The following is a 13,530-nucleotide window of genomic DNA, read 5'->3' as shown; positions in this document are numbered from 1 at the left end:
TCCAAAAGTTTATCCTATGTAGCCGTGATTAACTCCCGATTAACTGCACGACTGTCGCAATAATGAACATTGTTGCAAAGAATCCAAAAGAAACGATGAATCCAACACCTGAGTCAACAGCGTCATTGCGATTACTTTGGACATTTTCTTCGAATTGATTCACAGTCAATCCCCCCTAATAATTCTATAATAGTATAAGCGATTCAAATTAAAAAATCCAGTGTTCTCTGTGCAGCAATGTAAATGAAAAATCAGGCCTTCCTATATGTGTGTCAATGTACCAAGAGTTGACACAAATACTTTTCCCTCCTGAGGCTAAAATAATCTTACCATGATGCACCGCTGAGATATAAGTATCCTAGGCCTTATATCGCCAGCGTTCAATATAAATAGGGGAATTGGTCCGGATAGGGGGCCAATTCCCTTAGAATGCTTGTCAAAATGTCCAAGCTTCTTTACGATAGATATATGGCAAAACTGGATTGAACGGAGCGGTAAAAAGTGGTATTGGACATTTGGAAAAAAATAAGCAAAAAACAGGTGGACCCTGTCTATTTAATGTTTGGAACAGAAACCTTTCTAATAAATGAAACAAAACAGCTTCTTGTGGACAATGTTTTGGATGACGAAGAGAAAGATTTTAATTACTCGGTTTACGATCTGGAAGAAACACCAATCGAGGCAGCGCTGGAAGATGCTGAAACTTTCCCGTTTATGGGGGAAAAGCGTTTGGTCATCCTCCAGAATCCTGTATTTTTGACTTCGGAAAAATCAAAAGGGAAGGTAGAGCATAATTTAGCGAAACTAGAGGAATATCTTTCCCAGCCTGCGCCGTACTCGATCGTTGTTTTTTCTGCACCTTACGAGAAACTGGACGAACGAAAGAAAGTGACGAAGGAGTTAAAGCGGAAAGCTACGGTAATCGAAGCCAAGAAGATGAGTGAACAAGAAACTAAATCCTGGGTAAAAGAACGCGCTCAGGCGAATGGGGCTGTGATTGATCAAGATGCAATTGAGCTTCTGTTAACGCTTGCTGGGACGAATTTGTTCATGCTGACATCCGAGATCGATAAACTTGCGCTTTATGCGGGAGAAAACGAGCCAATCAGCAGGGAGGTTGTCGACCGACTGACTGCAAGGTCGTTGGAGCAGAATATTTTCTCGCTGGTCGACAAGGTCGTCCACCGCAATGTAGAGGCTGCTTTAAGGATTTTTTATGATTTGTTAAAACAAAACGAGGAACCAATAAAAATACTTGCGGTAATTACAGGTCAATTCAGACTGATTTATCAGGTGAAGGAGCTTGCTCGTAAAGGTTATGGCCAGCAGCAGATTGCCGGGACCTTGAAGGTCCATCCGTTCAGGGTGAAATTGGCAGCGGGACAGGCAGGAGCGTTTTCGGATGATGAATTGACCAGGATCATGAAGCTTCTTGCTGACGCTGATTATCAAATGAAAACTGGCGGAATGAAAAAAGAAATGTTGATTGAAATGATCTTATTCCAGATTAATGGCAGGAAATGATTTTACATCAGGCTGTTTACATTAAGATTGTTGTTGAAATCCTAAAATTGATTTAACGTAATATATACCCATTTTGCAGGTGATGCTCTCTTCTCATAAGAAGAGTCAACTTTACCGAAGAAATTTAGGTAATGCAATTCATTTTTGAGAAAAGAGTCTTACATAAAGAGCAAAATAAAAAAACGACCTTCGAAGGTCGTTTTTTTATTTTGTTTTTAGCATTTAAAATTAGCCATTAGCGTTTAATTTTTTCATTAAACGGGCTTTTTTGCGGGAAGCTGCGTTTTTGTGGATAAGACCTTTAGCTGCTGCTTTGTCAAGCTTGCTAGCTGCTTCAGCGAAAGAAACTTTTGCTTCAGTATCGTTGTTCACGATTGCTGCTTCTGCTTTTTTAACTGCTGTACGCATAGAAGATTTCACAGTAATGTTTTGAGCTTTGCTCGCTTCACTAGTTTTTACGCGTTTGATTGCAGATTTAATGTTTGGCATTCCGTTCACCTCCTAAAAAAGCATCGAGATTTTATGGAACTCGACATTTCCAGTACATTTCTTATTTTATTAAGAACAAATGATATTTTATCAAACAGGGGTTAATAATGCAATACTCTGCTTTAACTTAAGTCTAGTGTATCGTGAATGTTTTTTTATGTAAAAGGAAAAGATAGGCAATAGTATGCTGTATTGCAGCCAAACTGTTATTGGGAGGAATGCGATAATGAAGGAACCAGTAGATTTGAGCATGTATTCAATCAGGACTGACCTGGCTGTGGAAGCGAGGGAGATGGTGCTGGCAGACCAGGCAGCAACTGTCCATACCCAGGAAAATCTTTCCCAGATTGAAGGCGTCATTATAAAAGAAAAAGAAGAAAATGATATAAAAATTTCTCTAGTAGAGGTGACGGCTGAGGGCGAAAAGAGCCTTGGCAAAAAACAGGGGCAATATTTGACAATAGAAGTGGTTGGCATTCGCCAGCAGGATACCGAGCTCCAAGGAAAAGTAGAGAAAGTATTCGCAAATGAGTTTTCCCATTTTATCAAACAATCTGGCATTAAGGAAGATGCATCCTGCCTTGTTGTTGGTCTGGGGAACTGGAATGTCACACCGGATGCTTTAGGGCCGCTCGTATGTGAAAATTTGCTCGTTACCAAGCACTTGTTCGATCTCCAGCCTGAGAGTGTGGAAGAAGGGTATCGTTCTGTTAGCGCACTATCTCCGGGAGTCATGGGTCTAACAGGGATTGAGACGTCTGATATTATTTTTGGCGTTGTGGAGAAGACAAAGCCTGATTTTGTTATTGCAATCGATGCACTTGCTTCCCGTTCGATTGAAAGAGTCAATTCGACGATCCAGATTTCGGATACAGGCATCCACCCTGGATCAGGCGTAGGTAATAAAAGGAAGGAAATAAGCAAAGAAACTTTAGGTATTCCAGTGATAGCGATTGGAGTTCCTACAGTGGTCGATGCGGTTTCGATTACAAGTGATACGATTGATTTCATATTAAAACATTTTGGCAAAGAAATGAGAGAAGGCGATAAGCCTTCGAGGTCACTTGTGCCGGCGGGAATGAGTTTTGGAAAAAGAAAAAAGCTGACAGAAGAAGACCTGCCCGAAGCTGAACATCGTCAAACCTTCCTTGGAATGATCGGAACGCTTGAAGACGAAGAGAAGCGAAAACTTATTTATGAGGTTCTATCTCCTCTAGGCCATAACCTGATGGTGACTCCTAAAGAAGTCGATGTGTTCATAGATGATATGGCCAATCTCATTGCCAGCGGCCTCAATTCAGCGCTGCATACTAGGGTCGACCAGGACAATACAGGCATGTATACACATTAAGATATTCTATTAATTTATTTCAAATTCGTTACGGAAGGATTCGAAGTTCTATCTTCTCTAGCAAAGTCATAACATTTACTAGACTTGCATTAGAGAGGTGGAACAATGAGATTTAATAAACGATCTGGAATAATTGTAGCTGTCCAAGGGACTCAAGTAGTAAAAGCAGCATTAGCATTTGTGTTCTTTCTCATTGGGATTTTTTCCATAAGCGGAGTGATGACTTCGTTAAAACCTGAATACAGGATCACCTCGGATTCCGTTAATCAGGCAGCAAACAATCTAAATGGTCAACTGCTTTTCAGTTTAATGGGTTGGGAAAACCATCAATTCCTTCAGGCGCTCCCAGAGGAATATGAGACACCGAAGCTAACGAACGTCATGTTTAAGCTTTCTACCAATATCAATTTGGATGATCCACGGAGCTTGCTAGGAAGGGAGCTTCCGGGTTTCTCGCTTTTTGACGGCAAAATACTAGTCGCTGGTGAAGGAACGAATTATACGAACATGCCAATGGAATCAGCTCCCCCTGTCGATGTATTGAAAGCAGAGCAGGAAGCGGCGCTGCAAAACACGGAAGGTTTAGATAAGGGCAGTCCTGAAGATACGGCAACAGCTCCGCTATCCACGGGAGACCGTAAAGCAGTCTATATTTATTTTACACACACAAGAGAATCGTATCTTCCTTATCTTAAGGGTGTGACTGATCCGAATAAGGCCTATCACTCACAGGTGAATGTCACGAAGATTGGGGACCAGCTGAAAAAGAGCCTGGAACAGCGAGGCGTCGGAACAATAGTAGATAAAACGGACGTAATGGCCAATCTCAGCAAGAAAGGGCTTGGATTTGGAAAAGCCTATCAGGAATCACGGCCGGTTGTGGAAGCTGCAATGGCTGGAGACCGGAATCTCCAATACTTTATTGATATCCACCGAGATGGATATCGAAAAGATAAAACAACGATCCAAATCAACGGAAAGCCATACGCAAAACTGGCATTTGTGATCGGCGGGGAAAATGCTAATTATGAAAAAAACCTTGCTCTCGCACGAGAACTGCATAATCTCCTCGATAAAAAGTATGGCAAGGGATTAAGCAGGGGCATCATCGAGAAAAAGGGTGCCTCGACGAATGGAAAATTCAATCAGGACTTGTCCGGAAATGCATTGCTAATAGAGTTCGGCGGCGTTGACAACACATTTGAAGAACTGAACAGGTCTGCCGATGCACTTGCAGATGTTTTCAGTGAATTCTATTGGCAGGCGGAAAAAGTAGATGCGCCAGCGCAGGAACCTCCTGACAAACAATAAAAAATCGATTAGGTGATAAAGATGAAAATGTTCATGCTTAAAAGCTTTATGCTAGCTTCTTTAATGTTCATATCCGTATTGTTCGGCATGCAACAGGCAAATGAAGGCATCCATAAAATGAAAGGCTACGAAGACCCTGAATTCAAAAGTGCATTCAGCATCGACGAAAAGGAAAACGGGAGCTTTGAAACCGCCATTTTAGGGAACGACATTTCCAGCCATGATTTGGAACAAAAACGGGAAAAACTAGAAGAAATGAAAGCATTCAACCTCTTTTCATCAATAGGAAAAAAATTGGCAGATGGAGTATCCTCTGTCGTCGAGAAAACTGTTGAGTTGATAACCGGGAAGTAAACAGAGCAGCGGGCTTAGGTCCGCTGTTTTTTGTTGGGACTGAGTAGGTTAATATCAATAAAGGTCATTGGTGCCCAAAAAATCAGGAATCAAGAAAAAGAGGTAACCAATAGACCACATTGGTGCCCTAAAAATCAGGGATCAGAAAAAAGAGGTAACCAATAGGCCGCATTGGTGCCCAAAAAATCAGGAATCAAGAAAAAGAGGTAACCAATAGACCACATTGGTGCCCAAAAAACTCGGATTTAAGAAAAAGAGGTAACCAATAGGCTGAATTGGTGCCCAAAAAAACAGGATTCAAGAAAAAGAGGTCACCAATAACCCACATTGGTGACCAACATCCTTATTCATAATATGACCATTGTCCATAACCTGAAGTAATGAAATTTTCCTTCATTACCTGCCTGATTGTTTTCTTCGGAAAAACACCACCACACCATTCGTAGACAATATTAGTAGACATCTTTTCAAGAGGATTTAAGAGGTTAAACTCCTTAACACTTCTGATAAGCGCACTCTTTGTATTCTCTTTCACTGAACAGTTATTGCACATAAATACCCTTCCGCTATATTCCTCCATAGCCTTGCCGCATGAATGACAGAACACACCTTTTCTCAGTTGAGAATATTCATACTTTGGTATTTTGGTAAATGGAGATTTCGTCAAATGAGATGATAGTAATTTTTCTGACAATCTGGAATGTTGATCATTAAGAGTAGACTTGTTGTTATTCAATTGGTGGATAAAGCGGTTAAGGTTGGTCGGGAGGATGATTCGCTTGTTGAGAGGAGCATTGTACAAAGTGAAATCGGGATTGACAAATACGAGGTAGGGTTCTATGGAGGTATTAAATCCGAAATAATTGAAGAATTGTCTTAATAAAGATAAGTTCCTTTCCAGTTGAAGCAGTGGATTCTTAACTTCGGTTCCATTAATTTTCCTGAAAGTGTCACCGTCAAAATAATACTCACCTTCAAAATTTTTCACTTCAAATAGGTAGCTGAGACTCTGCGAGATCATCAGGGAGTCAATTTGAAAATGTGAATGATTGTGTTCAAGCAGCAAATCATTAAGGATAAGAGACTGAATGACTAATCGTTTCAGATACCCATCAAACATCACCTCACCTTCAAACCCTTTCTGTAGATTGGAAAAATATTGTTTTTCCCTCTCTGCTAAATCCATTCTCGAATTCAGTGCCTTCAGTACTCTCAACTCTTCTGATTCAGAGCGATTTTTTATAATCATAATCCACATCCTTTCTACATTCTATTTTCCCTAATAAGTTCCCAATTTTCTGTTAACATTTCAAGGACGCAGTCTAGCTCCGCTTTACAGGCCATCCCACCAGTCTTCCACTATTATTTATTGAATCTTGATATTCCTGCTGATATAATCAACAATAGTGTACATGCGCGAGTATAGTAGGAGTGAACGCAATGAGCAGAGAAGATAGACTTAATAGACAAAGCAAAATACGAAATTTTTCGATTATCGCCCATATTGACCACGGTAAGTCGACGCTGGCTGACCGTATCCTTGAAAAGACGAATGCATTGACTGCGCGTGAAATGAAGGATCAGCTTCTGGATTCGATGGATCTTGAGCGTGAGCGCGGAATTACGATAAAGCTGAATTCAGTACAATTAAAGTATAAGGCGAAGGATGGAGAAATCTACACATTCCATCTAATCGATACACCTGGACACGTAGACTTCACATACGAAGTGTCACGAAGCTTGGCAGCATGTGAGGGTGCGGTTCTTGTTGTCGACGCGGCACAGGGAATTGAGGCACAGACATTGGCGAACGTATACCTTGCAATCGACAATGACCTCGAAATCGTGCCAGTCATCAATAAAATCGATTTACCAAGTGCGGATCCTGAGCGTGTAAGAAATGAAATTGAAGATGTGATCGGGCTGGATGCTTCTGATGCAGTTCTTGCTTCTGCAAAAGCGGGAATCGGAATTGAAGAAATCCTGGAACAAATCGTCGAGAAGGTTCCTGCTCCACAGGGAGACCCTGAAGCTCCTTTAAAAGCATTGATTTTCGACTCTTTGTACGACGCATACCGCGGCGTAGTAGCTTATATCCGTGTCGTCGATGGCACTGTAAAAGTTGGCGACAAAATCAAGATGATGGCAACAGGCAAAGAGTTTGAAGTAACAGAAGTTGGAGTATTCACTCCAAAAGCTACTCCTGCAGCTGAACTGACTGTTGGAGATGTAGGCTTCTTGACTGCTGCAATCAAAAACGTTGGCGACACACGTGTCGGTGATACGATCACGAATGCGAAAAACGGCGCGTCTGAACCGCTACCAGGTTATCGCCGCCTAAACCCAATGGTATATTGCGGGTTATATCCAATTGATTCAGCTAAATTCAACGACTTGAGGGAAGCGCTCGAAAAGCTTGAACTTAACGATTCGGCTCTTCAATTCGAACCTGAAACTTCACAGGCTTTAGGCTTCGGTTTCCGCTGTGGATTCCTGGGACTTCTTCATATGGAAATCATCCAGGAACGGATCGAACGTGAATTCAAGATTGATTTGATTACGACTGCTCCAAGTGTAATCTATGATGTAATCATGACTGATGGCACTGAAATTAAGGTAGACAACCCGTCTAACATGCCTGACCCTCAGAAGATTGACCGTGTTGAAGAGCCTTATGTAAAAGCAACAATGATGGCACCGAATGACTATGTTGGCGCGATCATGGAGCTTTGCCAGGAAAAGCGCGGTATCTTCATTGATATGCAATATATGGATGAAACGCGTGTCAGCATCGTGTATGAAATCCCGCTGTCAGAAATCGTCTATGATTTCTTCGATCAGCTAAAATCAAGCACGAAAGGCTATGCGTCCTTCGATTATGAACTAATCGGATACAAGCCTTCCAAGCTTGTGAAGATGGATATCCTGCTGAACGCTGAAAAAGTTGACGCATTGAGCTTCATCGTTCACAAAGACTTTGCTTATGAACGCGGAAAGGTAATCGTAGATAAATTGAGAGACCTTATTCCACGACAGCAATTCGAGGTGCCTATCCAGGCGGCAATCGGACAGAAAATCGTTGCCCGTTCCACAATCAAGGCCATGCGTAAAAACGTATTGGCAAAATGTTATGGTGGGGACATCTCACGTAAGCGTAAGCTTCTTGAGAAGCAAAAAGAAGGTAAAAAGCGGATGAAGCAAGTTGGTTCTGTAGAAGTTCCGCAGGAAGCCTTCATGGCAGTCCTGAAAATGGACGACAACAATACAAAGAAGTAAAATAGCAGGGGAGGCTGGATGTGCTTGTTAAAGCAAGCGATTCTGGCCTCTTTTTTCAATAAATTCATGGTTTCTATAGAAAAAATGGATCTAAATACTGGCCTGAAAAAAGCCACTTTAGGAAGTGAACGAAAATGAAAGCAGCATACATCCATATCCCTTTTTGCCATCATATTTGCCATTACTGTGATTTCAATAAAGTATTCATGAAGGGTCAGCCAGTTGATGAGTACCTGGAGGCACTTGAAAAAGAAATGAGCCTGTCGGTTAACAAACAAGTAATGGAAACTGTTTTTGTCGGTGGCGGTACACCAACAGCCTTGAATGAGAAACAGTTGGATAAGCTTGTTTCAGCGATCAACGGGCAGCTAAACATAGACACCAATACGGAATATACCTTTGAAGCGAACCCGGGCGACCTGTCAAAAGAAAAGCTGGCGATCCTGAAGAAGGCTGGTGTCAATCGGCTGAGTTTTGGAGTACAGACTTTTAATGATGAACTTTTGAAAAAAATCGGCCGCAGCCATAGGGCGAAGGATGTATTTGAATCAATTGAAAATGCGAAAGCAGCAGGTTTTGATAATATCAGCATCGACTTGATATACAGCCTACCTGGCCAGACAAAGCAGGATTTCATAGAATCAATCCAAACAGCCCTCGGATTAGGACTCGTACATTATTCAGGGTATTCGTTAATCATTGAACCGAAAACAGTGTTCTACAACTTACTGCAAAAAGGCAAGCTCCCACTGCCAGGTGAGGATGCGGAGGCAGAAATGTATGAAATACTAATGGAGCAAATGGATATCGGGGGCCTTAGGCAATATGAGATCAGCAATTTCGCTGTCCCAGGATTCGAAAGCAGACACAACCTTACCTATTGGAACAACGAAGAATATTACGGGTTCGGTGCCGGGGCTCATGGGTATGTCAATGGAATCAGGCAGTCAAATTTCGGACCACTAAAAAAATATATGGAACCTTTATCCAAAGGTGAACTTCCAATCATTGATGCGCATAAAGTGACCCTTGAGGAAAAAATGGAAGAGGAAATGTTCCTCGGACTACGAAAGACTGAAGGTGTCTCGATTCGACACTTTGAGGAAAAATTTGGCCGGAATCCGCTCGACTTATTTTCGGGTCAAATCAAAGATTGGTCTGCGAAAGGTCTTCTGAAAAGTGATGGAGATAAAATCTCACTAACAAGACAGGGGCGCCTTCTCGGTAATGAAGTTTTTCAATCATTCATCGGGGTATCAAATCATTGACATCCTCAGCGTTTATTGATAAATTATTTTTAGAATTAGCACTCGTTCTTATAGAGTGCTAACAGAGGTGATGATGTTGTTAACAGATCGTCAGGTGCTCATTTTGCAGGTGATTGTTGATGACTTTATTCGTTCAGCTCAGCCGATAGGTTCAAGGAGCTTGTCGAAAAAGGAAGAAATTAATTTCAGTTCGGCGACAATCCGAAATGAAATGGCGGATTTGGAGGATATGGGATTTATTGAAAAAACCCATACATCCTCTGGAAGGATTCCGTCCGAAAAGGGATATCGGTTTTATGTGGATAATCTTCTGCTGCCGCAAAAAGTAAATCATTCAGATATGGCGGCGGTTAAATCGATTTTTGCCGAACGGATATACGAACTCGAAAAAATCGTGCAGAAGTCAGCAAAAATCCTGTCTGAAATGACGAATTATACTTCAATTGTGTTAGGACCGGCTGTTAAGGACAACAGATTGAAGAAGCTTCAGATCGTTCCGTTGACAAAGGACACTGCGATTGCCATTATCGTGACGGACACTGGGCATGTTGAAAACAGGATGTTCAATTTCCCGACAAGTGTCGACCCTTCTGATGTTGAAAAAATGGTCAACATCCTGAACGAACGCTTGGCAGGAGTTCCGCTTACAAGCCTCAACTCTAAGATTTACAAGGAGATAGCCCTGCTGTTGCGCCAGCATATAAGCAGCTATGATACTCTCCTGCACTCGATTGCGGACACGCTCAATCTGCCTTCGCATGAAAAAGTGTTTTTTGGCGGCAAGACCAATATCCTAAGCCAGCCAGAATTCAACGATGTCGAGAAAATCCGCAGCCTTATGAACATGATTGAGCATGAGGACGGTTTATATCAACTGATCAAACAAAATCCGGCAGGGATTAACGTAAGGATCGGCACGGAAAATGATAATTCAGCGATGGAAAATTGCAGTCTCATAACTGCAACCTATGCAATTGGCGAAGAGAAATTGGGAACAATTGCGGTTTTAGGTCCAACGCGTATGGAGTATTCACGTGTCATCAGCTTGCTGCAATTGATCAGCACAGATTTGTCCAAGGTGCTGACTGACCTGTATCAAAATAAATAGGCATGGAAATATTGATTAAGGGTGGAGCAGCCTGTTCCATCCTGAATCGTTATGTGTTTTCTACTGAAGCATGTTTGCTTCGTTGAAATATAAAACCAATCCAGGAATCCTGGAACATTGTGGCATTAGTTGCCGCGTTACTTTGAGGGAGGTGAGTTAACGTGACAGAAGAGAGAAATACTGAGCAAGAATTGAACAGCCAGACGGAAGAAGAAACGGTTGAGGAAGTTTTTGCTGAAAATGAAGCTTCTGAAAATACTGAAGAGATGCCAGCTCAAGATCCGATGGAGCAAAAGGTGGCTGAACTAGAAGGGAAGCTTGAGGAAGCCGACAACCGTTACTTGCGCCTTCAGGCTGATTTTGACAACTTCCGCCGCCGTTCAAGGATTGAACTTGAAGCGAGCGCTAAATATAGAGCCCAAAACATTATTTCCGATTTGCTGCCAGCAATCGACAACTTTGAGCGTGCTTTGAAGATGGATGTGGATAATGAACAGGCTAAATCCCTTAAGCAGGGAGTGGAAATGGTATACCGCAGCTTGCTTGATGCCCTGAAAAATGAAGGGGTTGAAATAATTGAAGCTGTTGGCAAGGAATTCGATCCCCATCTTCATCAAGCTGTCATGCAGGCTGAAGATGAAAATTTCGGTCCTAACATTGTTGTTGAAGAGTTCCAAAAAGGCTATATGCTAAAGGACCGCATTATTCGTCCAGCAATGGTGAAAGTGAACCAGTAATAATGGTACCAGGACTCTTTTCGAGGGACTTCTGTATAAAGATTGGATTCAGATGTGCTTGAGAAAGCAACAAAGTTTACGGAAAAGAGCCTACATAATTGAACCAGGAGGTATTTGAAAATGAGTAAAATCATCGGTATTGACTTAGGAACAACTAACTCTTGTGTTGCCGTACTAGAAGGCGGCGAACCAAAGGTAATCCCAAATCCAGAAGGAAACAGAACTACTCCTTCTGTTATCGCGTTCAAAAATGGTGAGCGCCAGGTTGGTGAAGTGGCAAAACGCCAGGCAATCACTAACCCTAACACAATCATCTCTATTAAGCGTCACATGGGTACAGACCATAAAGTTGAAGCGGAAGGCAAAGAATATTCACCGCAGGAATTATCAGCAGTTATTCTTCAATACTTGAAGTCTTATGCTGAAGATTATCTTGGTGAGCCTGTAACAAAAGCGGTTATCACTGTTCCTGCTTACTTTAACGATGCGGAACGCCAGGCAACTAAGGATGCTGGAAGAATAGCAGGCCTTGAAGTTGAGCGTATCATTAACGAGCCAACTGCCGCAGCACTTGCGTACGGCCTGGATAAAATGGATGAAGACCAGACAATCCTCGTTTATGACCTTGGCGGCGGTACTTTCGACGTTTCAATCCTTGAACTTGGCGATGGCGTTTTCGAAGTTAAATCTACTGCTGGTGACAACCGACTTGGCGGTGACGACTTCGACCAGGTAATCATTGACTACTTGGTAGAACAATTCAAGAAAGAAAATGGCATTGACCTTTCAAAAGATAAGATGGCTCTTCAGCGTCTAAAAGATGCTGCTGAAAAAGCAAAGAAGGATCTTTCTGGTGTAACTTCAACACAGATTTCCCTTCCATTCATCACTGCTGGAGAAGCCGGACCACTTCACCTTGAAGTGAACCTGACTCGCGCTAAATTTGAAGAGCTTTCTGCAGATTTGGTAGAACGTACAATGGGACCAACTCGCCAGGCGCTTAAAGATGCTGGCCTAAGCCCATCAGAGCTTGATAAAGTCATCCTGGTCGGTGGATCTACACGTATCCCGGCTGTACAGGAAGCAATTAAAAAGGAAACTGGAAAAGACCCTCACAGAGGCGTTAACCCTGATGAAGTTGTAGCAATGGGCGCAGCAATCCAGGGCGGCGTTATCTCTGGTGATGTTAAGGATGTCGTTCTTCTTGACGTTACTCCGCTATCACTTGGTATCGAAACAATGGGCGGCGTATTCACAAAGCTGATCGATCGTAATACAACGATCCCTACGTCAAAGTCACAGGTATTCTCAACAGCTGCTGACAATCAGACTGCTGTAGATATTCACGTGCTTCAAGGTGAGCGTTCAATGGCATCAGCCAACAAGACACTTGGCCGCTTCCAGTTGGCTGATATCCCGCCAGCACCACGCGGAGTACCTCAAATCGAAGTAACATTCGATATCGACAAGAACGGTATCGTAAACGTACGTGCTAAAGACCTTGGCACAAACAAAGAACAGCAGATCACAATCAAGTCTTCTACTGGCCTTTCTGATGATGAAATCGACCGCATGGTAAGAGAAGCGGAGGAAAACGCTGAAGCTGACAAGAAGCTTAAAGAAGAAGTAGAACTTCGCAACGAAGCTGATCAACTGGTCTTCACTACTGAAAAAACCTTGAAGGACCTTGAAGGAAAAGTAGAGGAAGAAGAAGTGAAGAAAGCTAATGAAGCGAAAGACGAGCTGAAGGCTGCAATCGAAAAAGGTGAAATTGAAGAAATCCGTACTAAGAAGGATGCTCTTCAAAAGATCGTTACAAACCTGAGCGTAAAGCTTTATGAAGAAGCTGCCAAGCAACAGCAGGCACAGCAAGGCGCAGAAGGTCAAGAAGGAACGAAGAAAGACGACAATGTCGTAGACGCAGAATTCGAAGAAGTAAATGACGATAAATAAACAATCATAACACCAAAAAGTCAAAGTCAGGTCATACTTGGCTTTGGCTTTTTGTTTGTATGGCCTGAACGACATCCAAAGCATATCTTAATTAGGATATTGTTTTAAAAGGGTTTTTCAAAAAATAGCTAATAGATATAAGTTGGTTTTCGAACGGAT

The 13,530-nt window shown here is 42.2% G+C and carries 12 protein-coding genes; 9 read left to right on the top strand and 3 right to left on the bottom strand.

Features of this window, described 5'->3' with window-relative positions; all coding sequences use genetic code 11:
- Nucleotides 1–28: 28 nt before the first annotated feature.
- Nucleotides 29–163 (bottom strand): YqzM family protein, encoded by a 135-nt coding sequence (locus tag CD004_RS15880; RefSeq protein ID WP_023627242.1) that lies wholly within the window; start codon nt 161–163, stop codon nt 29–31.
- 338 nt (nt 164–501) lie between these two features.
- Here CD004_RS15880 and holA point away from each other — a divergent pair, with 338 nt between their 5' ends.
- Complete coding sequence (gene holA, locus CD004_RS15875) at nt 502–1,524, top strand: DNA polymerase III subunit delta (protein ID WP_102263653.1); 1,023 nt, start codon at nt 502–504, stop codon at nt 1,522–1,524.
- A 228-nt stretch (nt 1,525–1,752) separates the two neighbouring features.
- On the opposite strand, the gene rpsT is transcribed toward holA, so the two are convergent.
- The gene (gene rpsT, locus CD004_RS15870) at nt 1,753–2,013 is read right to left on the bottom strand and encodes a 30S ribosomal protein S20 (protein WP_035209610.1); all 261 of its coding nucleotides are present in this window, start codon (nt 2,011–2,013) and stop codon (nt 1,753–1,755) included.
- 226 nt (nt 2,014–2,239) lie between these two features.
- On the opposite strand from rpsT, the gene gpr reads away from it, so the two are divergent.
- The 3 genes from gpr to CD004_RS15855 all read left to right on the top strand — a co-directional run bounded on the left by gpr (nt 2,240) and on the right by CD004_RS15855 (nt 5,029).
- The gene (gene gpr, locus CD004_RS15865; RefSeq protein WP_102263652.1) at nt 2,240–3,364 is read left to right on the top strand and encodes a GPR endopeptidase; all 1,125 of its coding nucleotides are present in this window, start codon (nt 2,240–2,242) and stop codon (nt 3,362–3,364) included.
- Between the two features lie 105 nt (nt 3,365–3,469).
- Nucleotides 3,470–4,675, top strand: a complete 1,206-nt coding sequence (gene spoIIP, locus CD004_RS15860) for a stage II sporulation protein P (RefSeq protein ID WP_102263651.1) — start codon at nt 3,470–3,472, stop codon at nt 4,673–4,675.
- Between the two features lie 21 nt (nt 4,676–4,696).
- Nucleotides 4,697–5,029, top strand: coding sequence for a YqxA family protein (locus tag CD004_RS15855; RefSeq protein ID WP_102263650.1), 333 nt, complete (start codon nt 4,697–4,699; stop codon nt 5,027–5,029).
- A gap of 343 nt (nt 5,030–5,372) precedes the next feature.
- On the opposite strand, the gene CD004_RS15850 is transcribed toward CD004_RS15855, so the two are convergent.
- Complete coding sequence (locus CD004_RS15850; RefSeq protein ID WP_158651574.1) at nt 5,373–6,278, bottom strand: nuclease-related domain-containing protein; 906 nt, start codon at nt 6,276–6,278, stop codon at nt 5,373–5,375.
- A gap of 191 nt (nt 6,279–6,469) precedes the next feature.
- Between CD004_RS15850 and lepA the strand changes: the two genes are divergently transcribed.
- The 5 genes from lepA (at nt 6,470) to dnaK (ending at nt 13,371) form a co-directional block, all read left to right on the top strand.
- A complete protein-coding gene (lepA, locus tag CD004_RS15845) occupies nt 6,470–8,305 on the top strand; it encodes a translation elongation factor 4 (RefSeq protein WP_102263648.1) in 1,836 nt (611 codons plus the stop codon).
- Between the two features lie 134 nt (nt 8,306–8,439).
- Complete coding sequence (hemW, locus tag CD004_RS15840) at nt 8,440–9,573, top strand: radical SAM family heme chaperone HemW (protein ID WP_102263647.1); 1,134 nt, start codon at nt 8,440–8,442, stop codon at nt 9,571–9,573.
- Between the two features lie 76 nt (nt 9,574–9,649).
- Complete coding sequence (hrcA, locus tag CD004_RS15835; RefSeq protein WP_102263646.1) at nt 9,650–10,681, top strand: heat-inducible transcriptional repressor HrcA; 1,032 nt, start codon at nt 9,650–9,652, stop codon at nt 10,679–10,681.
- Between the two features lie 161 nt (nt 10,682–10,842).
- Complete coding sequence (gene grpE, locus CD004_RS15830; RefSeq protein ID WP_102263645.1) at nt 10,843–11,418, top strand: nucleotide exchange factor GrpE; 576 nt, start codon at nt 10,843–10,845, stop codon at nt 11,416–11,418.
- A 120-nt stretch (nt 11,419–11,538) separates the two neighbouring features.
- Nucleotides 11,539–13,371 (top strand): molecular chaperone DnaK, encoded by a 1,833-nt coding sequence (gene dnaK / locus CD004_RS15825; RefSeq protein WP_102263644.1) that lies wholly within the window; start codon nt 11,539–11,541, stop codon nt 13,369–13,371.
- Nucleotides 13,372–13,530: the final 159 nt, after the last annotated feature.

The sequence above is a fragment of the Mesobacillus jeotgali genome, from assembly GCF_002874535.1.
Taxonomy (GTDB): Bacteria; Bacillota; Bacilli; order Bacillales; family Cytobacillaceae; genus Mesobacillus; species Mesobacillus jeotgali.
This window is presented reverse-complemented; position numbering and strand designations above follow the sequence as displayed.

Excerpts from the sequence above, each read along its gene's own strand:
- CD004_RS15850 (WP_158651574.1), bottom strand. The coding sequence starts at position 6,278 with ATGATTATAAAAAATCGCTCTGAATCAGAAGAGTTGAGAGTACTGAAG.
- spoIIP (WP_102263651.1), top strand. The coding sequence starts at position 3,470 with ATGAGATTTAATAAACGATCTGGAATAATTGTAGCTGTCCAAGGGACT.
- rpsT (WP_035209610.1), bottom strand. The coding sequence starts at position 2,013 with ATGCCAAACATTAAATCTGCAATCAAACGCGTAAAAACTAGTGAAGCG.
- gpr (WP_102263652.1), top strand. The coding sequence starts at position 2,240 with ATGAAGGAACCAGTAGATTTGAGCATGTATTCAATCAGGACTGACCTG.
- dnaK (WP_102263644.1), top strand. The coding sequence starts at position 11,539 with ATGAGTAAAATCATCGGTATTGACTTAGGAACAACTAACTCTTGTGTT.
- CD004_RS15855 (WP_102263650.1), top strand. The coding sequence starts at position 4,697 with ATGAAAATGTTCATGCTTAAAAGCTTTATGCTAGCTTCTTTAATGTTC.
- lepA (WP_102263648.1), top strand. The coding sequence starts at position 6,470 with ATGAGCAGAGAAGATAGACTTAATAGACAAAGCAAAATACGAAATTTT.
- hemW (WP_102263647.1), top strand. The coding sequence starts at position 8,440 with ATGAAAGCAGCATACATCCATATCCCTTTTTGCCATCATATTTGCCAT.